This is a genomic window from Flavobacterium sp. SM15 (genome assembly GCF_022012335.1).
GTDB lineage: Bacteria > Bacteroidota > Bacteroidia > Flavobacteriales > Flavobacteriaceae > Flavobacterium.
On record NZ_JAKLTO010000006.1, the window covers coordinates 74866 to 97465 of the forward strand.

The following is a 22600-nucleotide window of genomic DNA, read 5'->3' on the forward strand; positions in this document are numbered from 1 at the left end:
CAATCAAATAGACAATTTGTGTTCCAATACCAAAAATCAAGACAAAATGACTGGTTTTTGCTTTTTACGGAAGTGTTATCAAGACAAAATGTCTGAAATTAAGACAAAATATGAGCTTTTTTAAAAATCTGTTTGGCGAATCTGAGAATGAAAAACCCGTTTCAAAGATGAATTGGGAACCTTTAACCGAACTTAATCAGTTAGAGGAAATCGTTAAACAATCTATTGAGAAACCGATACTTATCTTTAAGCACAGCACCCGTTGCAGTATCAGTAGAATGGCTTTGAAGCAGTTTGAAAACTCGTTCGAATTTCAGGATAAAATTACGCCATATTTTTTAGATTTGTTAGAATACAGACCAGTTTCCAATGAAATTGCTTCGCTTTTTGAAGTTGTTCATCAGTCGCCACAGTTAATTGTGGTTAAAGGTGGAAAAGCGGTTTATGATGCTTCCCACAGTGATATCGATGCAGAAGATTTGAAAAAATATTTTTAAAATGGCAGTTCAACCTTCAGGAATTTTAGAATTGCTTAAAGAAAACAACTTGTTTGAAAGTGAGTTGGTTCTTACGCGAAATGAATTTCTGAAAGTTGCCGGAACAGTTGATACCAACATTTATTTTATTGCAGAAGGAAGTTTAAGGATTTACATTGTTCAAGAAGAAGAACAGATTATCCGTTTTGGTTATCAAAATGATTTGATAGTTGCTTTAGACTCTTTCTTAACCGAACAACCTTCTGAATTTTACATTCAGGCAATTAAGAAAACCGTCGTTAAAATAATTTCTAAAAAAACATTTTTTGACTTCATCAATAAAGAGAAAAATAATCTTAAATTGTGGAATTCCATCCTTGAAAATTTAGTATTGCAACAAATGGAACGCGAAAAGGATTTGCTTATTTCTTCTGTGAATGAGCGCTATTCAAGGGTTTTGAAGCGCAGCCCGCGTCTTTTTCAGGAAATCCCGCATAAATACATTGCCAATTACCTTCGCATGACTCCGGAGACGTTATCGCGTTTGAAAAAGTCTTGATTTCAATCAATTTTTTGTTGTTTATTAATTCCGAAATTTGCTTAAAATAATAAGCATGAAAACTTTAGATTTGATTTCAGAATTAAGAACAATTACTCTTCAAAATATCGATTTTGCACAAAAACTTCATGATTTACCGGAAGAGGAACTCAATTGGAGAAATGACGCAAAAAGCTGGAGTATTTTGGAATGTTTGGAGCATCTGAACATTTATGGTAGTTTTTATCTTCCGGAAATTGAAAGTACAATTCGAAATAGTGTAAGCTCTTCGGAATCAGAATTTAATCCAGGATTTTTAGGTGATTATTTTGCAAAAAGCATGCAGCCGAAAGCAAAATTGAACAAGATGAAAACCTTCAAGAAAACAGATCCGATCGGAAGCAAACTGAACAGAAATGTAATTGATACTTTTATTGTTCAACAGCATAAATTATTGGAATTACTGGAAGCTTCGGAAAAAGTAGATCTCAACAAACTGAAAACCGGAATCAGTATTTCAAAATGGATTCGCATCAAATTGGGTGATACGTTCCGATTTGTGATTTACCATAACCAACGGCATGTTCTGCAAGCGCAACGTGTTTTGACGGCTCAATTGCAAATAATAGAAAAATCCGAAGCATAAAACCTCGGATTTGTTCTTTAAAAAATAGCTTCCATTTTCCCTTGAATCGCTGAAAGACAAAGGTTGTTGATACTGCCCTGATGGGTGTGATTCGTGTTTTTTGGAACTGTAAACGTTTTATTTTCAATTTGTTCCGCGACCATTTTGTAAGCATCTCTAAACGGAATTCCGCTTGTTACCATTTCATTAATTGTGTCAACAGTAAAAGAATAATTGTATTTTTCATCGTTGAAAATGTTCTCTTTTACTTTGATGTCTTTAATGGCGTAATGCGTCATTTCCAAACACGATTTCAGGTTTTGAATTGCCGGAAACAAACCTTCTTTCAACAATTGAAAATCTCTGTGATAACCGCTTGGTAAGTTGTTGGTTATCAAAGTGAGTTCATAAGGTAAACTCTGAATTTTGTTCGATTTTCCTCTGATCAATTCAAAAATATCCGGATTTTTCTTGTGGGGCATAATGCTTGAGCCTGTTGTTAAATGAGCCGGAAGCGAAATAAAATCGAAATTCTGACTTAAATACAAACAAACATCCATCGCTAATTTAGACAAAGTTCCTGCAACGCTACTCATGGCAAAAGCAATTGTTTTTTCGGATTTCCCTCTGTTCATTTGAGCCGCAACTACATTGTATTTCAAGGTTGAAAAGCCAAGTTTTTCTGTTGTGGATTCTCTGTCGATAGGAAAAGAACTTCCATAACCTGCAGCCGAACCTAAAGGATTTTGATCAATAACCTGTAAGGCTGCATTAAGCATAGAGACATCATCAATTAAACTTTCTGCATAAGCTGAAAACCATAAACCGAAGGATGATGGCATTGCAATTTGTAAATGCGTATAACCGGGCAGTAAAACGTTTTTGTGTTGCTCGGCCAGTTTTAATAGTAAATCAAAAAGCTCTTTGATTAGTTTTTTTATGAGGATGATTTCGTCTTTCAAATACAGATGAATCGCAGTCAAAACCTGATCGTTTCTGGAACGCGCCGTATGGATTTTTTTTCCGGTATCGCCTAATTTTTCAATCAGTAAATATTCGATTTTGGAATGTACGTCTTCAAAATCAGCTTCAATTATAAAATTTTCATTTTCAAGTTTTAGAAGTAGATCATTTAAAGTGTTACACAAATCATTTTTTTCATCGTTTGACAGCAATCCCACTTCCGAAAGCATCGTTGCATGAGCAATCGAAGCTATAATATCGTATCTAGCTAAAACCGTGTCAAGTTCTCTGTCGTTGCCAACGGTGAATTGTTCTATTTTTTTATCGGTGGCGATGCCTTTTTCCCAAAGTTTCATAGTTAATCTTTTTAAGTGTTCAGAAGGAATCCGCTGAGTATTTTGATGTACAATTCGATGCCTTCTTTAATTTCATTGATATAAATAAACTCGTCCGCGGTATGAGAACGTAAAGAATTTCCAGGTCCTAATTTTAAAGACTGACAACTCAAAACCGATTGATCTGAAAGCGTAGGGGAGCCGTAAGTTGTTCTTCCTAAGTTAATTCCGCTTTGTACCAATGGATGATTTTTGTTGATGGAGGAAGAACTTAAATGTAAAGAGCGCGGTTTGATTTCGGCATTGACATTCTCAGTTACAATTTTCAGGATTTCTACATTGGAATAACAATCATTTACGCGGATATCGACAACCAAATGGCATTCCGAAGGAACAACATTGTGTTGCTTTCCGGCATTAATTTGTGTAACGGTCATTTTTACCGGGCCTAATACTTCAGATACTTTTTCAAAAGAATAACTGTTAAACCAATTTAGGATATTAATTGATTTATATATCGGATTATCAGTATTCTGATGTGCAGCATGGCTTGCAGTTCCTTTTACGGTAACATCTAAAACCAATAAGCCTTTTTCGGCTATGGCTAGCTGCATTTCTGTTGGTTCTCCTACTATAGCGCAATCCAGTTCAGGAAGCTGTTTTAAAACACTGTTCAAACCATTTGATCCGCTGCTTTCTTCTTCCGCAGAAGCGACAATCACGATATTATGTGACAATTTTTTTTCAGCATAAAAATGTGTAAAAGTCGCTAAGAGTGAAACCAAACAACCGCCGGCATCATTGCTTCCCAAACCGAATAATTTTCCGTCTTTTTCGAAGGCTTCAAACGGGTTTAGTGTGTAACCTTGATTGGGTTTAACCGTATCATGATGAGAATTGAGCAGCAGTGTTGGTTTATTTTTATCAAAATGAAGATTGTACGCCCAAACGTTATTATTTTCTCTTTTGAAAGGAATTTTGTTTGCTTGAAACCAATTTTTTATCAAGGTAGCAGTTTGTTCTTCCTCACTTGAAAATGAAGGAATTTCAATCAAATTTTTTATAAGATGAATTGCTTCTTCAGTAAGTCTTTCGATGGTTTTCATAGCTTAATTTCCGTGTAAATTGATTTACTTTTAATTTCCGAATGATTTCCAATGATTACTGATTGCACTCTATTTTGAAGCGCTTGAAAACAATTCTCCAGTTTGGGAATCATTCCGGAATGGATTGCACCAACTTTCATTAAGTCTTCATATTTGGAAAAAGTGAGTAGGGGAAGCATTGAATTTTCATCTTCCGGATTGATCAAAACGCCATTTTTTTCAAAACAGTAAAAGAGCTCCACTTCAAAATTTTCAGCTAATCCCGATGCCAATGTACTTGCAATTGTATCAGCATTTGTATTTAATAATTGCCCGTTGTTGTCTTGGGTAATCGCACAAAATACAGGAACAATACCTTGATTTAAAAAGCTCGTAATCAAATCTTTATTTATTGAAATAATATTGCCTACATAACCAAAATCAATTTCGCTGTTTTTGCGTTTTTCAGAAATGATAGACTTGCCATCAGCTCCCGACATTCCAAAAGCGATTGTATCCAAAGCATTTAATTTGCCAACGATTTTCTTGTTGATTAGGCCAGCATAGGTCATTACTGCAACATCCAACATAGCTGCGTCGGTAATTCTTCTGCCATCAACTAATTTTGGCGATAAACCCAGTTTTTCCGCAAATTTGCTGGCTTCTTTTCCACCGCCATGTACTAAAATTTTTGGGCCATCAATCTTCGAAAAGTTATTCAGAACTTCTTCGAAAGATTGAGCGTCGTCAATAACATTTCCACCGATTTTAATTATAGTCAGCTTCGGTTTAATTGTTTTCATTTTCTAAAATTTGAGTTAGAATTGCTTGTGCAGCATAGGTTCTGTTGTTGGCTTGCTGAATCACGATTGACGTTTCACTGTCTAAAACTTCATCACTGACAATCTGGTTTCTTCTCACCGGTAGGCAGTGCATGAATTTAGCGCTATTAGTGAGTTTCATTTTATCAGATGTAATTGTCCATAATGGATCTTGTGAAAGAATCTGTCCGTATTCATTGTAATTGCTCCAGTTTTTGGCATAGATGAAATCAGCATCTTTGAATGCTTCGTCTTGATTATGAACGATTTTGCTTTTACCGATAATTTCAGGATTCAGTTCGTAGCCTTTCGGATGTGTGATAACAAAGTCAACATCGGCCAATTGCATCATTTTGGCAAAGGAATTCGGAACTGCATGCGGTAACGCTTTTGGATGCGGTGCCCAGCTTAAAACCACTTTTGGTTTCTTTTTAGTTTTGAATTCTGAAATTGTCAAAATATCGGCAACAGCCTGAAGTGGATGTTCGGTTGCGCTTTCCAAACTAATCACAGGTACCGAAGCATATTTTTTGAACGAATTGAGAACCTGTTCTTCCTCGTCTTTAGTTTTGTCGGTTAAAGAAGGAAAACTTCTGATGGCAATGATGTCGCAATACTGTGAAATCACTTGAGCGGCTTCTTTAACATGCTCGGCTTTATTTGAGTTCATAATGGCGCCGTCTTCAAATTCAAGGCTCCAGCCGTCATTGTTCAGGTTCATTACAATTGTGTTCATCCCTAAATTGGTAGCAGCTTTTTGCGTGCTCAATCTGGTTCTTAAACTCGGGTTGAAAAACAATAGCCCGATGGTTTTATTTTTCCCCAAAGCTTTATTACCAAAGGGATTCGACTTGATTTGTTTTGCCAAAAGCAAAAGTTCGTCTAAGTTTTCTATATCGTTTACTGAAGTGAAATGTTTCATTTTAGTTATAAATTATAAGTTATGAATTATGAGTTTCTTATCCCTTTACACTTATTGCTTTCAACTGATTTCTTAATCCGTTTGTGAAAAAATCTACATCGTTTTTAGTGATGGATAGCGGTGGAAGAATTCTCAACAAGTTTTTCTGGGAGGCGTTTCCGGTGAAAATGAATTCTTCGTGAATTAGTTTTTTTCGCAGTTCGGCAATTTCAAAATCGAATTCCAAACCGAGCATTAAGCCTTTTCCTTTAATTTTTTTGACTTGCGGAAATTGTTGCATTTGCTCATTAAAGTAAGAGGCTATCTCCGTTACGTTCTCGATCAGTTTTTCGTCTTTCATTGTTTTTAGAACCGAAAGCGCTGCGGCACAAGCCAAGTGATTTCCTCCAAATGTTGTTCCTAAAAGTCCATGTGAAGCTTTGAATTTTGAGCTGATTAAAATTCCACCAATAGGAAAACCGTTGCCCATGCCTTTGGCTACCGAAATAATATCGGGATTGATATTGTGATGCTGATGCGCGAAAAATTTTCCTGATCTTCCATAACCGCTTTGGATTTCGTCCAGAATCAGAACTACATTGTTTTCATTGCAGATTTTCTCTAATTGCTGAAAGAATTCGGTTGTGCCTTCATCCAATCCGCCAACGCCTTGGATTCCTTCGATGATTACGGCGCAAATTTCATTGGAGGAAATCTCTTTTTTTACTGCTTTAATATCATTTAAAGGAAGAAAAACTACTTCGTGATTGTTGTTTAAGGGCGCTACAATTAACGGATTGTCGGTAACGGCTACAGCTGCAGAAGTTCTTCCGTGGAAAGCACCTTTAAAAGCAATGATTTTTGACCTTTTGTTATGGAACGATGCTAGTTTTAATGCGTTTTCATTAGCTTCTGCTCCGGAATTGCATAAAAACAAGCTATAATTAAGATAACCGGAAATAGTTGTTAACTCTTTAGCAAGTTGTTCCTGAACCGGATTCTGAATGGAATTGGAATAGAAGCCGATTTTTTCAACTTGCTCAGTAATTGCAGCAACATAATTCGAATGGGAATGTCCGATGGAAATAACGCCATGACCACCATAAAAATCTAAATATTTCTGATTGTTTTCGTCCCAAACCGTTGCGCCTTTCGCTTTGGTTGGAGTGATATTGTATATAGGATAAACGTTGAATAAACTCATGATTGTAAATTTTAAAAATTGCCTGATTTTAATTGTAAACCGGTTTTTTCATCTAATCCGAATAGTAAATTCATATTCTGAATGGCTTGTCCGGAAGCACCTTTTATAAGGTTATCTATAATTGATGTTATTAGCAGATAATCTCCTTTTTTCTCAAGGCTGATAATACATTTATTGGTTTGAACCACTTGCTTTAGATGAATACTTTCAGTTGTTATTTTAACGAATGATTCATTTTTATAGTAATCTTCAAACTGTTCAATAACCGCTTCCAAAGAAGTCTTGGTTTTCATATAAAGAGTAGCAAAAATTCCTCTTGTAAAATCGCCTCTATTAGGAATGAATAAGACTTCCTGATTAAAACCGTTTTGCTTTTGTTCCAAACTCTGGATAATTTCGCATAAATGTTGATGTTCAAAGGCTTTGTAATGTGACATGTTGTTGTTTCTCCAACTGTGATGTGATGTTTCACTTGGCTGAACTCCTGCGCCGGTGCTTCCCGTTGTGGCGTTTATATGAATACTGTTTTTCAGTAAATCGTTTTCTGCAAGCGGAAGTAAAGCCAACTGAATAACCGTTGCAAAACACCCGGGATTTGCGATAAATTGTGCGTTTTGAATCGCTTGTTTGTTGAGTTCCGGTAAGCCATAAACAAAGTTTGAGCTTTGAAAATCAGCGTCTTTTGTCAACCTAAAATCATTACCCAAATCAATAATCTTTGTGTTTGATGAGAACTGATTTTCGGTTAAAAAAGCTTTCGATTGTCCATGTCCTAAACAAAGAAATGCGAGATCAACATCCGCGTTTATTTTATCAGTAAAAGACAAAGAGGTTTCTCCAAGTAAATCCTGATGAACTGAACAAATCGGTTTTCCAGCATTGGTTGTGCTGTACACAAAATCGATTTTTGCCTGCGGATGATTCTGTAACAACCTCAATAATTCGCCGGCAGTATAACCTGAACCGCCAATAATTCCGATGTTAATCATAACTCAATTCGTTTACTTGTGAATAAATCATTTGTGCGTTGCCTAAAATTTTGATGAATCCTTTGGCATCGTCGGCACTCCATGCGTTGTTCATTTCACCATATTGACCGAATTGCGTGTTCATCAAATCGTTTTCCGATTCAATTCCATCCAGTGAAAAATGATACGGTTTTAGAGTAACTGTTACTTTTCCGTTTACAGTAGTTTGTGTATCAGTTAGAAAGGTTTCGATGTTTCTCATTATCGGATCTAAAAATTGACCTTCGTGAAATAACATTCCATACCAATTTCCTAATTGTTCTTTCCAGTATTGTTGCCATTTGGATAGAACGTGTTTTTCCAAAAGATGATGCGCTTTGATGATAATTAGTGGAGCAGCAGCTTCAAAACCAACTCTTCCTTTGATCCCGATGATGGTATCGCCCACGTGGATATCCCTTCCGATAGCAAAAGCATTGGCAAGATTTTCCAATTTGATAATGTTTTGAGCGGATGTATTCTGTTTTCCGTTTACACTGATTAATTCTCCGTTTTTGAATTCCAGAACAACTTTTTCCGGAGTTTCTTTTTGTAATTGCGATGGATAAGCTTCTTCAGGTAACGGAAGGTGAGAGGTGAGGGTTTCTTTTCCGCCAACACTGGTTCCCCAAATCCCTTTATTGATGGAATACTGCGCTTTTTCCCAAGAATAGTTTACTCCGTTTTGCTGTAAAAAGGCAACTTCTTCTTGTCTGGATAATTTTAAATCTCTGATCGGTGTAATGATTTCAATTTCAGGAGCTATGGTTTTGAAAATCAAATCGAATCTGATTTGGTCGTTCCCAGCACCGGTACTTCCGTGTGCGATGGATTTTGCATCAATGGATTTTGCATATTTAATGACTTCTAACGCCTGAAAAACTCTTTCGGCACTTACAGAAAGCGGATAAGTATTGTTTTTTAAAACGTTTCCGTAAATCAGGTATTTGATGGCTTTCTCGTAATATTTTTCAATAATATCGAGGTTTGTATGTTGAGCGCTTCCCAATTCATACGCTCTTTTTTCAACAGCCGTTAATTCTTCTTCGGAAAAACCGCCTGTATTTACTAAAACTGTATGTACTTCAAATCCTTGTTTGATTAAATATTTAAGGCAGTAAGATGTGTCTAAACCGCCGCTATAGGCTAAAACTATTTTGTTCATTGTATTATTTTTTTGAAAAAGTGATTGTCTGATGCTTTTAAACAGGTGAGTACTTTTAGATTAATGTCTGTTTTATTTTTTTGTTTCGTTTGGATCATAAAGCATTCCGGTACAAAGGCACATTTTATTTTCTTTGCGCTGGAGAATGTCAAAATTTGTACAGGTTTTGCAGCCGGCCCAAAAACTGGGATCATCCGTTAATTCGGAGAAAGGAACTGGTCTGTATCCTAAATCAGAATTGATTTTCATGACTGCTAAACCTGTTGTTATTCCAAAGATTTTTGCCATTGGATATTTCTTTTGTGAGTATTCAAAAACGAAGGTTTTGATTTTTTTTGCCAAACCTAAGTGACGATAATCCGGATGAACAATTAAACCGGAATGAGCCACAAATTTTTCATGCTCCCAACTTTCGATGTAGCAGAAACCCGCAAATTTGTTGCCTTCTAAAGCGATTACCGCTTCTTGTTTGTCTATTTTCTGGCAGATATATTCCGGCGTTCTTTTAGCTATTCCGGTTCCTCTTTGAAGCGCCGAAGATTCAATGGTGTCGCAAATTTGCTGTGCAAAATCGTAGTGCTCTTTTTGAGCTACTGCAATGGTTACATTCATTTTTAAATAATGATTGGTGAAAAGATTAATTCTAAAATTGTATACGGAAAGTCAGGACAATGCGGATTTGTCCCATAAGAGAATAATAGACCTTACGGCCGGATCGTTACAACAACAATCGGTAGTGAGTAAAAAGTATGTAATGTATGGGAACTAAAAAGTTCTTTGATAAATGCGGATGTTTCCAAAACGGAAAAAATATGAAATGAAAAAATTACGTAAAACTCGGGTACTATGATACTGACCGCTCTGACCGTGAAGTAAGGGTCAGGGTTTTCCGTGAAGTAAGGTTACTATGTAACTTTGTTTTTTTCATTGAGGCAAAAGTAGATAAATTGTAAATGCAAAAGCCTAATAAAATGCTAAAACTTGAAATTTATATCAAATTGTAACTTCAAGTTAAATTTTATAAAAAAATCCGAAGCTTATAACTTCGGATTTTTGATGAATGTTTTATTTTTTTACAATTTTTTTGAAGTGTTCTTCATTATCGATTATCATTTTAATCGTGTAAATACCTGTTGAGAATGATGAAATATCGATTTGTTGTTTGAAATTGTTTACTTCCAAATTGTATTTTGAGGCTTTAACAAGTCTTCCATTTGAGTCAAAAATCACAAATTCAAACTGTTTATTTTTAAGATTAGTTGCTTCCAAAACGAAAAAACTATCGGTAGGATTCGGGTAAATTTGAATTTTGGTTTCTTCATCAGGGTTGTTATCAACTAATCTAGCAGCACAATTTATTGCAGTAGCAGACCTTGTCCCATTTGTATTGTTGACCGCCCCCACACTGTTTTTAGCTTTCAAATAATAAGTGTAAGTTGTTCCCGCTGTAATTAGATAAGTATTTAAAAAGGATGTTCCGGTAACATCTGGAGCATAAAGATTTCCGTTACGGTAAATATCATAGCTTGTCGCATTTGCTGACGCTGTCCAGGTTAAGTTAATAGCGCTTGTGGTTCCGCTGCAGGTTGGAGTTGCAGTTAAAGTAAAAGATCCCGGAGCACAAGTTATAGCTGTTGCTGATAAGGTTCCGTTTAAATTATTGGTCGTTCCTGTTGCGTTTTTAGCTTTGATATAGTAAGTATAGTTCGATCCTACTGTAATGTAGGTATTTAAAAACTGTGTTCCGGTAATATCACTGGCGTATAACGAACCATTTCTGTAAATATCATAGTTTGTTGCATTTGCTGATGCTGTCCACGTTAATTTAATCTGACTCGTTGTACCATTGCATTCCGGAGTTGCAGTTAATGTAAATGATCCAGGAAGTGGTGCTGAACACGTCAGATTCAAATCCGATTTTAAAGAATTGAAGTAAGAAAGTGCAAAAGTATCCCGCCAAGTTGAACTCGTCAGTTTAGTGGCATCCGAAGAATCCACAAAACCGATTTCATTCAAACAGCCCGTTGCTGAAGAATATTTTAATACACCAAGATGATAGGCCAGAAAACTGTTGTCTTCCACACATCTGCGATTGTTCCAACTACCATTGCTAACCATATCGTTTTGAATTTTCTGTGCAAAAGCAATATCGGGTGCTGTGTTGGTATCGGTATCAGTGCAATAAAACGTTTCTGTTCCGGTGCCGCCTCCTGCGTTACAATGTACACTTAGAATACGATCGGCATTCCAGTTGTTGGCCATCTGCGCACGTTGAGTAACCGAAATCCAACTGTTTAAATTGGTAGTTCGCGTCATTTGAACCGTCCACGAGGAGCAGGAATTTTGTATCAAAGTTCGGGTTCGTAATCCGACTTCTAATGCGGTTTCTATTTCAGTAGCGGTTCTTCCATCCGGATTATCGCTGGTTGTTGCTCCGTAACCGTGTCCGGGATCGATTACTACAATCTGTCCCTGAATTGTAAGCGTAATGAAAAGAGCAAAAAAGAATGTAAATAACTGTTTCATGGCTTAGAATTTTAGTGTTGAAGTAAAGATTTTGCCTGTTTTCTCATCCGAAAAGAGTAATTTGTTTTCTCCGTAGAAACTTGGAAACATTTCAAATTTGTCTTTGGAATCGGTAAGCTGAATTGTTTTGAAATGCTCAACATCAAACAATAACAATTCGGAATTGCTCAGGGTATGACCGTCTGTACTTTGATCCAGAAAACCAATCAGATATTTGCCATCGGAAGACCACGAATTTGCAAGCCCTGTCCCAATACGTTTTCCGGAATCTTTACCATTTATATCATAAACATAAATATCAGCACCTTTGTGAACTGCTACTTTTTTGCCGTCATTTGATAAAAGTGCGTTGTAGTATTGTCCATCATCATTGGTTACAACCCAGGTTTTGGAAGTCATTAAATCTTTGGCTTCAATTTTTAAAGTAGAAAGGTTGGTATAGACTACAATGTTTTGTTTTGTATTGCCTTTATAAGAAGCAAGTATTTCATTGGTTATTGTTTTTTCAAACACTTTCTTTTTAGTCTTGATATTGTACGATTTTACACTTGCATCCTTGAAGTATTGTGCCTTGCCTTTCTCTTTAAAGTAAAAAATAGAACTGTTTTGATTCCAAGAATAAGCATACCCGCTACCTTCACTGATAGAAATTGTCTCTACTTTTTTTGTTTTCAGGTTTAGTAAATAAACCCCTTTGTAATGTTCTTTGGTTAGCAAAACATTGTTTCCATCCGGAGAAATTAAAGGATTGGTATAAGCGTCTTTTAACGAAATTGGTTTAGGTTCTGATAGTTGCTGTGCTGTCAACTGTAACCCTAATAACAACGTGGCGCCGAGTAATAATTTTGTTCTCATAAAAAATAATTTAAGTTAAGTAATAAAAGTATTACAAAATTATTTCAAAAACAAAAAAAACACCTCGTAAAAGGTGTTTTAGTTTTTATGTATCGAAATTATCTTCTGAACTTATTTCGGGTAATGATATTTTTAAGCTTAGCTTTCAAATCTTCTCCGGTATCGTAAACCATTTGTTCGTTACTTGGGAAGGGAACGGCTCTTCGTTCAAAATAAGGTAGATAATCATTATCACAAGCCAATTTGTTACCGTTGTAATTTGCATAAATGTATTCGAAATTAAACTCACTCGCCAAAGGGAATGTTTCAATCAGCTGATTACTTTTGAAATCGATGTAATCCACTTTAGCAGTTACCTGGCAAGCTTTAAACTGACGGAACTCGTAAATATTGGCGCGAATGGTTTTGAAATTATCCACCATAATCACATTTCCTCTTTCGTCTTTAACCTGATTTCCGTTAGCATCCAGTAAAGGTTTTGTTCCGTCTTTAACTTGTTTTTCTTTAACAAATTCTTTCTCTTTCACTTGTTCCGGAGAAATATTAATCTGACGGAAATTTACGATCATACCGTAATCATAAGTAATTCCTTTTTGACGGTTACTGTGGTAAACGGTCCATTTGTCGTTCAATCCGAATGTGCTGAAATCCAATAAATCGTTTTGTAAACGCTGAGGGATAATCATGTTGGTTTCGTTTTTCGTATACACATTCACGAAATCGGTTCCTTTAAACTGCGCTTCGTCCATTAACTGCTTAACATCTTTATAGCCAGGATTGATATTGTCTAAATAAGCCAAATCATCATAAGCACGACGAATGGTCATTTTATCGCTGGTTTTCAGTAGCAATTTAGAATTGTCATACAAATATTTAGAAAGCGCATTTTTGCTGCTTACGGTTTCCGAAGAATAATCTCCGAAAGGAAATATAGCATCACGTCCTTCTTTTAATAATCTAAGCGGTAATAAAGGGCGGATTTTCTCCTGACGATTGTTTAATTGTAAATAAGTATTATAAATTTTCTCAAGATTTGATGGGTTTGCATCTTTTGCTAGTGCATCAATCGTGCGTAAATCGCGATCTTTTGCTTTTGCAAAGGCTTCTTCAAGCAGATAAACATAATCTTGTTTTCCTTTAGCATTTTTGTTGGTACGCAAACCTTCTACAGCTCTGGCGATAGCGCCGTCGTAGTCACCATCACTAAGCATGGACTGGGTTTGTTTTACACCGCAGGAATAAACGAAAATCAATAATAAAAACAGAGTAGTTATTCTTTTCATATATGATAATTTTAGCAAAAATATAATTTTTCAGGAGCTTTTCCCGCTATCCACTATATCTTTTTGTCTTACAAAAAAGTAATACAAAAAGGATGCCGTTTCTATCGGGGCTAGGGGATTATCTTAAAAAAAGACGAAAAAAAACTCTGAAGTACATTCAGAGTTTTAATCATTATATTTTGAAATTCCATTTAGCAATAAAACTGGCGGTATTCATTCGGGTATCATTTAAGGAATAACTGCTAGCATTGTTAACTTCTGTAAGGCCGAAATCATCACGCAGTTCCAATGAAAGCGAATTTGTTTTGCTAAGTTCAAATTCATATCCAATACCTAAACTAATTCCCATATTGTTTCCTCCGAAGAGTTTATTGAAATCTAAATTATTTTTCGTCCCATCATAATAATTGGTAACATTTAATGGAACACTAATAAAAGGTCCGGCATTAATGAAAGGGCTATACTCTCCATCAAACTTAAATTTAAGAAGTAGTGGAACTGTTAGGTAATCAAACTTTGTAACACTTTTTATATCAGAAGGCCAACTGCTTCCCGTAAATCCCGAAAATACGGGGGCTTCATTAACATAAAAAGACTTTCTTTCGTAATTAAAGTTTGTTATAAAGGAAAAATTATTGCTCAGGCTGATATCGAAACCAACTCCAAGAACATAACCAACTTGTGGATGGCTGTCGTTCGCGTAATAACTTCCCCAAATATTAGTGTAATTTAAACCGGTATTAATTCCAACTTTTACGTTATTCTTTTTTTGGGCTTGTAGAGTAAATGAACTTATAATCAGTAAAATGAAAAAAGATTTTTTAAACATGAAAATTGAAATTATTTTGTTGGTATAGGGGGAAGCAACTTACTGGAAACTTCTCCAAATCCAATTCTAACTTTATCATTAGTACAGTAACCTTTCATAATAACGGTATCTCCATCGTTAATGAATTTACGCTCGGAACCGTCTTTCATCTGGATAGGGTTTTTTCCGCCCCAAGTAAGTTCTAACATCGAACCAAATGAATCTTCAGTAGGACCGGAAATAGTTCCAGACCCCATCATATCACCAGAGTTGATTCTACAACCGTTGATGGTGTGATGTGCCAATTGCTGACTCATGGTCCAGTACATATATTTTAGGTTTGATTTACTAACCAAAGTTTCCTGATTGTTCTCAGGGGTGATATATACTTCTAAATTGATGTCAAAAGCGTGGTCACCGGTTTGTTGTAAATACGGTAGCGGTGTTGGCTCTTGTTTAGGTGATGCACAACGGAAAGGCTCTAAAGCATCCATAGTTACAATCCAAGGAGAAATTGACGAAGCGAAGTTTTTTGCCAAGAAAGGTCCAAGCGGCACATATTCCCATTTCTGGATGTCGCGTGCAGACCAGTCATTTAATAATACCATCCCGAAGATATAATCCTCAGCTTCACCAACGGGGATGTTTTCCCCCATAATGTTAGCATCGGTAGTAATGAAAGCAGTTTCCAATTCGAAATCCACTAATCGTGAAGGACCGAAAACCGGAGCTGTTGCATCAGCCGGCAAGGTTTGTCCCATTGGGCGGTGTACAGGAATTCCCGAAGGAACAATCGTAGAACTTCTTCCGTGGTAACCAACCGGAATGTGCAACCAGTTAGGTAACAAAGCGTTTTCCGGATCACGAAACATTTTACCAACATTAGTAGCGTGCTCTTTACTTGAATAGAAATCAGTATAATCACCAATATGAACCGGCAATTGCATTTCTACATCATCAATATTGAAAACCACTACGTCTCGGTGGGCTTTATTGTCGCGTAATTCGGAATTGTTTGCATCGAAAATATCTGCTAAACGGTTACGTACCAGTCTCCAGGTTTTTTTTCCGTCTCCGATAAAATCATTTAAAGTATCCTGCATGAACATATCGTCGGTTAAATCAATACCTTCGAAATAACCAAGTTGTTGTAAGGCGCCCATATCGATGGCGTAATTACCGATTCTTGTACCGATGGTAACTACGTCTTCTTTAGTGATAAAAACTCCGAAAGGAATATTCTGTATTGGAAAATCACAGTTTTCAGGAACTGACAACCATGAGGATCTATTTGGATCGTTTGCTGTTATAGGCATGATGTTGTGTTTTTTATAAATGTTGAATTTTCAATCATCAAATATACTTTCAATTGGGATTTTACCAAACTCTTTTCGTATTTTTGAGCTCGATTTAACAAATTTATTGAAAATGCAACGCGACGAACAAATTTTCGACTTAATTCTTGAAGAACAAGACAGACAAATCCACGGATTAGAACTTATTGCATCTGAAAACTTTGTAAGCGACCAGGTTATGGAAGCTGCAGGTTCGGTATTAACCAACAAATATGCGGAAGGTTATCCTGGAAAAAGATATTATGGTGGATGTGAAGTAGTAGATGTTATTGAGCAAATTGCCATCGACAGAGCCAAAGAACTTTTTGGAGCTGAATATGTAAACGTACAGCCTCACTCGGGTTCACAAGCAAATACAGCAGTTTTTGCAGCTTGTTTAAAACCGGGAGATAAAATTTTAGGTTTCGATTTATCGCACGGCGGTCACCTAACGCACGGTTCTCCGGTGAACTTTTCCGGGAAATTGTACAATCCGGTATTTTACGGAGTAGAACAGGAGACAGGTCGTTTAAACTACGATAAAATCCAAGAGATTGCTACTAAAGAACAACCAAAATTAATCATTGCGGGAGCTTCAGCTTATTCCCGTGATATGGATTTCAAACGTTTTCGTGAAATCGCGGATTCAGTTGGAGCTATCTTAATGGCGGATATTTCACACCCTGCAGGATTAATTGCAAAAGGCTTGATGAGTGATCCGATTCCTCATTGTCATATTGTAACTACAACTACCCATAAAACGTTACGCGGACCTCGTGGTGGAATGATCATGATGGGGAAAGATTTTGAAAACCCTTGGGGCTTAACCACTCCAAAAGGTGAAATCCGTATGATGTCGCACGTGTTGGATATGTCGGTTTTCCCTGGAAATCAAGGTGGGCCGTTAGAGCATATTATCGCTGCTAAAGCAGTAGCTTTCGGTGAAGCTTTAACTGATGAGTTTTTCAACTATGCAATGCAGGTTCAGAAAAATGCTAAAGCAATGGCGGAAGCTTTTGTAAAAAGAGGTTACAACATTATTTCTGGCGGAACGGATAACCACATGATGTTAATCGATTTAAGAAACAAAGGAATCTCCGGTAAAGAAGCTGAAAACGCATTAGTAAAGGCTGAAATTACAGTTAATAAAAACATGGTTCCTTTTGATGATAAATCACCATTTGTTACTTCTGGTATCCGTGTAGGAACTCCTGCAATCACAACTCGTGGTTTGGTTGAAGCTGATATGGAAACTGTTGTGGATATGATCGACCGCGTAATTATGAACCACACTAACGAAGAAGTGTTAGAACAAGTTGCCGATGAGGTTAACGACATGATGAGTGAAAGAGCGATGTTTGTTTTCTAAACATCATCTAAATCATAAAAAGAAAGTCTCTCAGTTTTGGGGGACTTTTTTATTTGAAAAAATAATTAACGGATTGTATTATTGAGGTAAGCAAAATAACTCCTAAAACAACGTAACGAAAATATTTTTGTGAAGTTTTTTCCAAAATCTTTTTCCCGATCCAGGTTCCTAAAATGCTAATTAGAATTAGCCCGGGAATGTAAATAAGATGCTCTTTAAGAAAGTAGCCGTTGTAGATGTAAATAACCGCGCGACTGGAATCTACCCCTAAATCGATTAAAGCTGAGGTGGCAATAAAAATATCTTTCTGTAAATTGAAAGCGGTTAAAGTTAACCCACGAATGGCGCCACCGGTTCCTATTAAACCGGCAAGGAAACCGGAAAGTGTTCCTCCAATGAAAAGGTTTCGATCATTCTTTTCAAGTGTTTTGTTGATGTTGAAAATCAAATAAACAGATAGAATCAAAAGAACAAAACTCATACCGAGTTCAATTTCTTTCTGTGGAATGTACTTTGTAAGTAAAGCGCCGATGATAACAAAAATGATTGCAGGAATACCAAGTTTAATAAAAATAGATTTATCTACGCCATTACGAAACAGCAAGATTTTGGAAATATTACTGAAAACATGAAAAACAGCAGTAATTCCCAATACGATTTTAAAGTCGAAAAATATAGCTGCCAGAGGAACAAACAGAATGGATGATCCAAAACCACTAACGGTTCCGATAATTTCAGCAATGAGAGCTAGGGCAAAAAACAGGAGCAGTTCTTCCATAAATAGGTTATCACTTTAAACAAATTTAACCTTTTTTAACGCTTTCTGTGAAAATTTTAAGATTGGAATAGTTTTTGATTTACTATTTTTGAAAATATAATTCACAGAACTCCATTAAAATATTGTTTTGTGATGTAATTCAAATACCCAAACTGTGAACTATTTATACGCTTTATTACTTGTATTTACTTTTTCTGTTTCAGCTTTTGCTCAGCCTGATAATGGAAAGAAAACTGTGGTTATCCCGCGTTTAAAAGATCCTGAAATTAAAGCTAATAACATTCCGGCTGTTGCGGCAACTCCGAGATTTAAGCCTATGGAATTCAGTAGTTCGGTTTTGGATAATGATAAGCCGCTCACTTTTCCAAAAGAAGGGAATAAAACGGTTCAAATAGGTGAAGCTCCAATTTCAAAGCCTGAAAAGTTTGCTAATCCTTATGAAATACCTAAAAACGCACTGCCAAAACCTCAAGGGGATGACAATACCAAAGTATTCAGAAGAAACCAATCTTTTGGTGAATTCAAAACCAAAGCCAATAGCATTGTGATTCGTTGCAGGGACCATATGGCGGTTGATGGTGATATTGTGAAGGTGTACATCAATAATATGGTTGTTGCAGCACATGTGGAACTCTTCGAAGATTATAAAGTCATCCAAATAGGTTTAACACCAGGCTTTAATAAGCTAGATTTTGAAGCATTAAACCAAGGAACATCAGGTCCAAACACGGCTTTATTTGTAATTTTTGACGATAAAGGAAATTTGATTACCAGCAATCAATGGGATCTTGCAACAGGTTTTAAAGGTTCTGTGATGATTATTAAAGAATAAGCTTCATAAATCTTCATTATTTCCTTTATTTATGTAGAAAAAATCGTTATTTTTAAAGTGTTTATCGAATTTTCAGATTCTAAAAATGGACATTTTAAAGATAGTTTTTCTCCCCGTTGCATTATTGTTCTTTTCCTGTAAGAATACTTCAGAGGCTTATACTGTATCGTCAAATAGCATTACAGAAAGCGTTTATGCTTCAGGTAGGGTAAAAGCAGAAAATCAGTATGCCGTATATGCAACGGTTTCAGGTGTTTTGTTGAAGAAAAACGCTGAGGTAGGTTCTAATGTAAATATTGGTCAAACCTTATTTGAAATTGAAAACGATAAAGCACAATTAGCCACACAAAATACCGAGCTGGCTTATCAGTTAAGCAAAGAGAACAGCCGTTTTATCCAGGATAAGATTGCAGAGCTTGAAATGGCAGTGCAAACCGCGAAAGACAAGTATTTGTTAGATAAATCGATTTTCGAGCGCAATAAAAACATCAAAGATCAGGGAGGGATTTCAGAAGTGGATTATCAAAGGGTGGAAATGGCTTATCACAGTTCGGAACTGAATTACCAAAGTTCACAAAAACGATTGGCACAATTACGACAACAGCTAAAGAACGAAGAACAGTCTAAAGCGATTAACCTGAAAATTAATCAAAAATCACAGGCAGATTTTTATGTTAAAAGTGCAATTTCAGGGAAACTATTTAACGTATTTGTAGAAAAAGGAGCTTTAGTCAATCCTCAGACACCTTTAGCAATCATCGGGAATGAAAATGATTTCCTCATAGAATTGGAAGTAGATGAAAACGACATGGTTAAAATTATGCCGGGTCAATTGGCCGTGATTACTTTAGACAGCTATAAAAATCAGGTTTTTGAAGCAACAGTTGTGAAAATTTATCCTATTATGGATGAGCGTTCCAGAACTTTTAAAATAGAAGCCCGTTTTATAAATCCTCCAAAAAAAATGTATCCCAATTTAACTACAGAGGCCAATATCATTATTAAAACAAAAAAAAATACGGTTGTAATTCCTAAAGAATATCTTATTGATAAAGAATTTGTGCTTTTGGAGAATGGAGAAAAACATAAAGTAAGAACAGGCTTATCGGATTACAAACAAATAGAAATTATAAACGGTTTGCATTCCGGAGAAAGAATTATAAAACCTTAACCATGAATTTCCGGCTGATCTTAAATATCGCATTGCATTTGCTTCGGGCGCGTTTAAAACAAACCATTGTGGCAGGAGTAGGAGTTACCTTCGGAATTACAATGTTTATTACCCTTGTAAGTTTCATGAACGGTTTAAATGATCTGCTGGATAATCTGATGTTGAACCGCACACCTCATATTCGGTTATATAATGAAATCAAGCCTTCGGAACACCAACCTATTAATCAAAGCAGCAAGTACCATAATTCGGTCAATTTTATCAATTCTATAAAGCCTAAAGATCGTGGCAAGGCGATTTATAACAGTAAGAAAGTGATCAGTGCTCTTAAAAGTGATTCCAGGGTTGTTAATGTAGCTCCAAAAGTGGTAACACCTGTTTTTTTTAATTCCGGGACTATTGAAATTTCAGGTGTTGTTAATGGGATTGATGTGAATGCCGAAGAAGAACTGTTTCGGTTCAGTGATTATATCAAGGAAGGAAAACTAACCGATTTGGAACAGAACAACAGTATTATCATTGGGAATGGAATTGCTCAAAAAATGATGCTTAAAGTAGGAGACATTGTGAAAGTGACTACACCTAAAGGAAGTTTGACATTACTTAAAATCGTTGGGATTTCCCAAATAGGAATTTCTGAAATTGACGATGCAATGACCACCACTTCAATTGTCACAGCTCAAAAGCTCTTAGGAGAACCTACCAATTATATTACTGATATTCAGTTGAAATTGAATGATATAGCGCTGGCTCCTCAACTTGCGAAAGAGTTTGGTTCCGAATTCGAATTGGATGCTGTTGATTATCAAACCGCTAACGCACAATTTGAAACCGGAACCAGAATAAGGAGCATAATTTCCTACGCTGTTGGAGTTGTACTGCTTATTGTTGCAGGATTTGGGATTTACAACATCCTTAATATGATGATATACGAAAAGATGGACAGCATAGCTATTTTAAAAGCTACGGGTTTTTCTGGAAAGGATGTTAAGTGGATTTTCATGACCTTATCAATGATTATCGGAATTGCAGGAGGAACACTAGGGCTGATTTTCGGTTATATCTTTTCAAATATAATTGACATAATTCCATTTCGAACAGCCTCATTGCCAACCATTGAAACCTATCCGGTGAATTATAACCCAATATTTTACATAATCGGGGCTACTTTTGCGGTTTTTACAACTGCTATTGCCGGACTTTTTCCTTCTGTAAAGGCAGCGAAAGTGGATCCTGTAGAAATCATCAGAGGAAAATAGACATGAAAGATACCGTACTCAAAACCCAAGGACTTAACAAATACTTTTATGAGCCTACAAAATTTCAGGTGCTCAAAGATATTAATCTGGAAGTGAGTCATGGAGAATTTATTTCTGTAGTTGGAAAATCGGGTTGTGGAAAATCAACACTTTTGTATTTGCTTTCTACTATGGACACTGATTATGATGGCGAGATTTTTATTCATAACGAATCAGTTACGGGCGCTCCCGATGAAAAACTAGCGCAAATCAGAAATGAAAATATTGGTTTTGTATTTCAGTTTCATTATTTACTCTCAGAATACAATGTACTTCGCAATGTGATGCTTCCCGGTCTAAAACTCAATAAGCTGTCTCAGGCCGAAATTGAACACAATGCCATAGAACATTTAAAAACTCTGGATATGCAGGATCAGGCTTTGAAAATGCCCAATCAGTTAAGTGGCGGGCAAAAGCAACGTGTGGCCATTGCAAGAGCGTTGATTAACAATCCGTTGATCATTATGGGAGATGAGCCAACCGGAAATCTTGATAAACGAAACAGTGATTTGGTTTTTGATATTTTCAAACAACTTGTTCAGCAAAACAATCAAACCTTACTTGTGGTAACTCATGACAATGATTTTGCAAGCCGAACCGAGCGAACAATTATCATGGAAGATGGTCGCATCATTACTTAATCTTTGATTACCAGATTGTATTTTGTCAATAATCCTTTAATTCCCTCAGAAGAAAAAACTGCTTTTTTAAGTTTGGTTTTCTCAGGATCAATCGCAAAATCATAACTGCTGTAAAAATCGGTCTTTTCACAATTTGCATCAGTAAAAACAGCCAATCTTAAATTACAATTATCGAATAGTGCTTCAGATAAATCGGTTTTCATAAAATCGACGCTTACCATGCTGCAGTTGGTAAAACTTATTCTTTTCAGCTTCAAAGCATAAAATTGCGAATAATCCAGCAAACAGTTGTTGAAATAAAATTCATGTAAAATCTGGTCGGTCATGGCAAAATTAACGCCAGTAAAATTACAATCGTTAAAAATAGCGTTGCGTAAACCTACATGACCAATTTGTGCTTCTTTAAAGTTGCAATGGTAAAAGGTACAATCTATAAAAGCAGTGCCTAAAAAATTTGCCTGGGTAAAATCGCAGTTGTTAAAGGTGCAGTTTTCAAATTCCTTAAACTTGATTTCGTACTCTGCAAAAATATTGTTTTTGTATTCTTTATCGAAGATAAAATCTGCATTCATAAGATGAGGTTAG

23 protein-coding genes and 1 pseudogene are annotated in these 22600 nt (G+C 36.1%); 9 read left to right on the forward strand and 15 right to left on the reverse strand.

What is annotated here, in order from left to right:
- Nucleotides 1-110: 110 nt before the first annotated feature.
- From ytxJ to LZZ90_RS11175, 3 genes are read left to right on the forward strand one after another with little or no spacing between them, the layout of a single operon-like run.
- Complete coding sequence (ytxJ, locus tag LZZ90_RS11165) at nt 111-497, forward strand: bacillithiol system redox-active protein YtxJ (protein WP_237790782.1); 387 nt, start codon at nt 111-113, stop codon at nt 495-497.
- A 1-nt stretch (nt 498) separates the two neighbouring features.
- On the forward strand, nt 499-1035 hold the full coding sequence (locus LZZ90_RS11170; RefSeq protein WP_237790783.1) for a Crp/Fnr family transcriptional regulator: 537 nt from the start codon (nt 499-501) through the stop codon (nt 1033-1035).
- A 55-nt stretch (nt 1036-1090) separates the two neighbouring features.
- Nucleotides 1091-1660, forward strand: a complete 570-nt coding sequence (locus LZZ90_RS11175) for a DinB family protein (RefSeq protein ID WP_237790784.1) — start codon at nt 1091-1093, stop codon at nt 1658-1660.
- A 17-nt stretch (nt 1661-1677) separates the two neighbouring features.
- Here LZZ90_RS11175 and argH read toward each other — a convergent pair whose 3' ends face one another.
- The 8 genes and pseudogenes from argH to LZZ90_RS11215 all read right to left on the reverse strand — a co-directional run.
- The gene (argH, locus tag LZZ90_RS11180; protein ID WP_237790785.1) at nt 1678-2958 is read right to left on the reverse strand and encodes an argininosuccinate lyase; all 1281 of its coding nucleotides are present in this window, start codon (nt 2956-2958) and stop codon (nt 1678-1680) included.
- A gap of 11 nt (nt 2959-2969) precedes the next feature.
- Entirely contained in the window at nt 2970-4043 is a 1074-nt protein-coding gene (locus LZZ90_RS11185) for a M20 family metallo-hydrolase (RefSeq protein WP_237790786.1), read from the reverse strand.
- Entirely contained in the window at nt 4040-4825 is a 786-nt protein-coding gene (gene argB, locus LZZ90_RS11190) for an acetylglutamate kinase (protein WP_237790787.1), read from the reverse strand. The genes LZZ90_RS11185 and argB overlap by 4 nt, the downstream gene beginning before the upstream one ends.
- Nucleotides 4812-5765, reverse strand: coding sequence for an N-acetylornithine carbamoyltransferase (locus LZZ90_RS11195; protein ID WP_237790788.1), 954 nt, complete (start codon nt 5763-5765; stop codon nt 4812-4814). Before LZZ90_RS11195 ends, argB begins: the two co-directional genes overlap by 14 nt.
- Nucleotides 5766-5802: 37 nt before the next feature.
- Complete coding sequence (locus LZZ90_RS11200; protein WP_237790789.1) at nt 5803-6948, reverse strand: aspartate aminotransferase family protein; 1146 nt, start codon at nt 6946-6948, stop codon at nt 5803-5805.
- An 11-nt stretch (nt 6949-6959) separates the two neighbouring features.
- Nucleotides 6960-7937: an N-acetyl-gamma-glutamyl-phosphate reductase gene (argC, locus tag LZZ90_RS11205; RefSeq protein WP_237790790.1), complete on the reverse strand. Its 978-nt coding sequence runs from the start codon at nt 7935-7937 to the stop codon at nt 6960-6962.
- Complete coding sequence (locus LZZ90_RS11210; RefSeq protein WP_237790791.1) at nt 7930-9120, reverse strand: argininosuccinate synthase; 1191 nt, start codon at nt 9118-9120, stop codon at nt 7930-7932. Before LZZ90_RS11210 ends, argC begins: the two co-directional genes overlap by 8 nt.
- 75 nt (nt 9121-9195) lie before the next feature.
- Nucleotides 9196-9732: pseudogene (locus LZZ90_RS11215) on the reverse strand (GNAT family N-acetyltransferase); the annotation flags it as partial.
- Between the two features lie 16 nt (nt 9733-9748).
- On the opposite strand from LZZ90_RS11215, the gene LZZ90_RS11220 reads away from it, so the two are divergent.
- Complete coding sequence (locus LZZ90_RS11220) at nt 9749-9889, forward strand: hypothetical protein (RefSeq protein WP_237790792.1); 141 nt, start codon at nt 9749-9751, stop codon at nt 9887-9889.
- A 296-nt stretch (nt 9890-10185) separates the two neighbouring features.
- Here the strand turns inward: LZZ90_RS11220 and LZZ90_RS11225 are convergent, their stop codons facing one another.
- The 5 genes from LZZ90_RS11225 to fahA all read right to left on the reverse strand — a co-directional run bounded on the left by LZZ90_RS11225 (nt 10186) and on the right by fahA (nt 15908).
- Nucleotides 10186-11646, reverse strand: a complete 1461-nt coding sequence (locus LZZ90_RS11225) for an N-acetylmuramoyl-L-alanine amidase (RefSeq protein ID WP_237790793.1) — start codon at nt 11644-11646, stop codon at nt 10186-10188.
- 3 nt (nt 11647-11649) lie between these two features.
- Nucleotides 11650-12501, reverse strand: a complete 852-nt coding sequence (locus LZZ90_RS11230) for a hypothetical protein (protein WP_237790794.1) — start codon at nt 12499-12501, stop codon at nt 11650-11652.
- 98 nt (nt 12502-12599) lie between these two features.
- Nucleotides 12600-13784, reverse strand: coding sequence for a hypothetical protein (locus tag LZZ90_RS11235; protein WP_237790795.1), 1185 nt, complete (start codon nt 13782-13784; stop codon nt 12600-12602).
- 172 nt (nt 13785-13956) lie between these two features.
- On the reverse strand, nt 13957-14613 hold the full coding sequence (locus LZZ90_RS11240) for a porin family protein (RefSeq protein WP_237790796.1): 657 nt from the start codon (nt 14611-14613) through the stop codon (nt 13957-13959).
- Nucleotides 14614-14624: 11 nt separating this feature from the next.
- Nucleotides 14625-15908, reverse strand: coding sequence for a fumarylacetoacetase (fahA, locus tag LZZ90_RS11245; RefSeq protein WP_237790797.1), 1284 nt, complete (start codon nt 15906-15908; stop codon nt 14625-14627).
- A 112-nt stretch (nt 15909-16020) separates the two neighbouring features.
- Between fahA and glyA the strand changes: the two genes are divergently transcribed.
- Nucleotides 16021-17295: a serine hydroxymethyltransferase gene (glyA, locus tag LZZ90_RS11250; RefSeq protein ID WP_237790798.1), complete on the forward strand. Its 1275-nt coding sequence runs from the start codon at nt 16021-16023 to the stop codon at nt 17293-17295.
- Between the two features lie 49 nt (nt 17296-17344).
- Here glyA and LZZ90_RS11255 read toward each other — a convergent pair whose 3' ends face one another.
- Nucleotides 17345-18073: a sulfite exporter TauE/SafE family protein gene (locus LZZ90_RS11255; RefSeq protein ID WP_237790799.1), complete on the reverse strand. Its 729-nt coding sequence runs from the start codon at nt 18071-18073 to the stop codon at nt 17345-17347.
- Between the two features lie 154 nt (nt 18074-18227).
- Here LZZ90_RS11255 and LZZ90_RS11260 point away from each other — a divergent pair, with 154 nt between their 5' ends.
- The 4 genes from LZZ90_RS11260 (at nt 18228) to LZZ90_RS11275 (ending at nt 22015) form a co-directional block, all read left to right on the forward strand.
- A complete protein-coding gene (locus LZZ90_RS11260) occupies nt 18228-18905 on the forward strand; it encodes a hypothetical protein (RefSeq protein ID WP_237790800.1) in 678 nt (225 codons plus the stop codon).
- Nucleotides 18906-18990: 85 nt separating this feature from the next.
- Nucleotides 18991-20076, forward strand: a complete 1086-nt coding sequence (locus LZZ90_RS11265) for an efflux RND transporter periplasmic adaptor subunit (RefSeq protein ID WP_237790801.1) — start codon at nt 18991-18993, stop codon at nt 20074-20076.
- A 2-nt stretch (nt 20077-20078) separates the two neighbouring features.
- Nucleotides 20079-21335, forward strand: coding sequence for an ABC transporter permease (locus LZZ90_RS11270; protein WP_237790802.1), 1257 nt, complete (start codon nt 20079-20081; stop codon nt 21333-21335).
- Between the two features lie 2 nt (nt 21336-21337).
- Nucleotides 21338-22015 (forward strand): ABC transporter ATP-binding protein, encoded by a 678-nt coding sequence (locus tag LZZ90_RS11275; protein ID WP_237790803.1) that lies wholly within the window; start codon nt 21338-21340, stop codon nt 22013-22015.
- Here LZZ90_RS11275 and LZZ90_RS11280 read toward each other — a convergent pair.
- Nucleotides 22012-22587: a pentapeptide repeat-containing protein gene (locus tag LZZ90_RS11280; protein WP_237790804.1), complete on the reverse strand. Its 576-nt coding sequence runs from the start codon at nt 22585-22587 to the stop codon at nt 22012-22014. The genes LZZ90_RS11275 and LZZ90_RS11280 overlap by 4 nt on opposite strands.
- Between the last annotated feature and the right edge of the window lie 13 nt (nt 22588-22600).

Coding starts and splice junctions, on each gene's coding strand:
- LZZ90_RS11255 (WP_237790799.1), bottom strand. CDS start 18,073: ATGGAAGAACTGCTCCTGTTTTTTGCCCTAGCTCTCATTGCTGAAATT.
- LZZ90_RS11185 (WP_237790786.1), bottom strand. CDS start 4,043: ATGAAAACCATCGAAAGACTTACTGAAGAAGCAATTCATCTTATAAAA.
- ytxJ (WP_237790782.1), top strand. CDS start 111: ATGAGCTTTTTTAAAAATCTGTTTGGCGAATCTGAGAATGAAAAACCC.
- LZZ90_RS11240 (WP_237790796.1), bottom strand. CDS start 14,613: ATGTTTAAAAAATCTTTTTTCATTTTACTGATTATAAGTTCATTTACT.
- argC (WP_237790790.1), bottom strand. CDS start 7,937: ATGATTAACATCGGAATTATTGGCGGTTCAGGTTATACTGCCGGCGAA.
- LZZ90_RS11275 (WP_237790803.1), top strand. CDS start 21,338: ATGAAAGATACCGTACTCAAAACCCAAGGACTTAACAAATACTTTTAT.
- LZZ90_RS11195 (WP_237790788.1), bottom strand. CDS start 5,765: ATGAAACATTTCACTTCAGTAAACGATATAGAAAACTTAGACGAACTT.
- LZZ90_RS11175 (WP_237790784.1), top strand. CDS start 1,091: ATGAAAACTTTAGATTTGATTTCAGAATTAAGAACAATTACTCTTCAA.
- glyA (WP_237790798.1), top strand. CDS start 16,021: ATGCAACGCGACGAACAAATTTTCGACTTAATTCTTGAAGAACAAGAC.
- LZZ90_RS11280 (WP_237790804.1), bottom strand. CDS start 22,587: ATGAATGCAGATTTTATCTTCGATAAAGAATACAAAAACAATATTTTT.
- fahA (WP_237790797.1), bottom strand. CDS start 15,908: ATGCCTATAACAGCAAACGATCCAAATAGATCCTCATGGTTGTCAGTT.
- argH (WP_237790785.1), bottom strand. CDS start 2,958: ATGAAACTTTGGGAAAAAGGCATCGCCACCGATAAAAAAATAGAACAA.
- LZZ90_RS11230 (WP_237790794.1), bottom strand. CDS start 12,501: ATGAGAACAAAATTATTACTCGGCGCCACGTTGTTATTAGGGTTACAG.
- argB (WP_237790787.1), bottom strand. CDS start 4,825: ATGAAAACAATTAAACCGAAGCTGACTATAATTAAAATCGGTGGAAAT.
- LZZ90_RS11200 (WP_237790789.1), bottom strand. CDS start 6,948: ATGAGTTTATTCAACGTTTATCCTATATACAATATCACTCCAACCAAA.
- LZZ90_RS11210 (WP_237790791.1), bottom strand. CDS start 9,120: ATGAACAAAATAGTTTTAGCCTATAGCGGCGGTTTAGACACATCTTAC.
- LZZ90_RS11270 (WP_237790802.1), top strand. CDS start 20,079: ATGAATTTCCGGCTGATCTTAAATATCGCATTGCATTTGCTTCGGGCG.
- LZZ90_RS11225 (WP_237790793.1), bottom strand. CDS start 11,646: ATGAAACAGTTATTTACATTCTTTTTTGCTCTTTTCATTACGCTTACA.
- LZZ90_RS11265 (WP_237790801.1), top strand. CDS start 18,991: ATGGACATTTTAAAGATAGTTTTTCTCCCCGTTGCATTATTGTTCTTT.
- LZZ90_RS11170 (WP_237790783.1), top strand. CDS start 499: ATGGCAGTTCAACCTTCAGGAATTTTAGAATTGCTTAAAGAAAACAAC.
- LZZ90_RS11235 (WP_237790795.1), bottom strand. CDS start 13,784: ATGAAAAGAATAACTACTCTGTTTTTATTATTGATTTTCGTTTATTCC.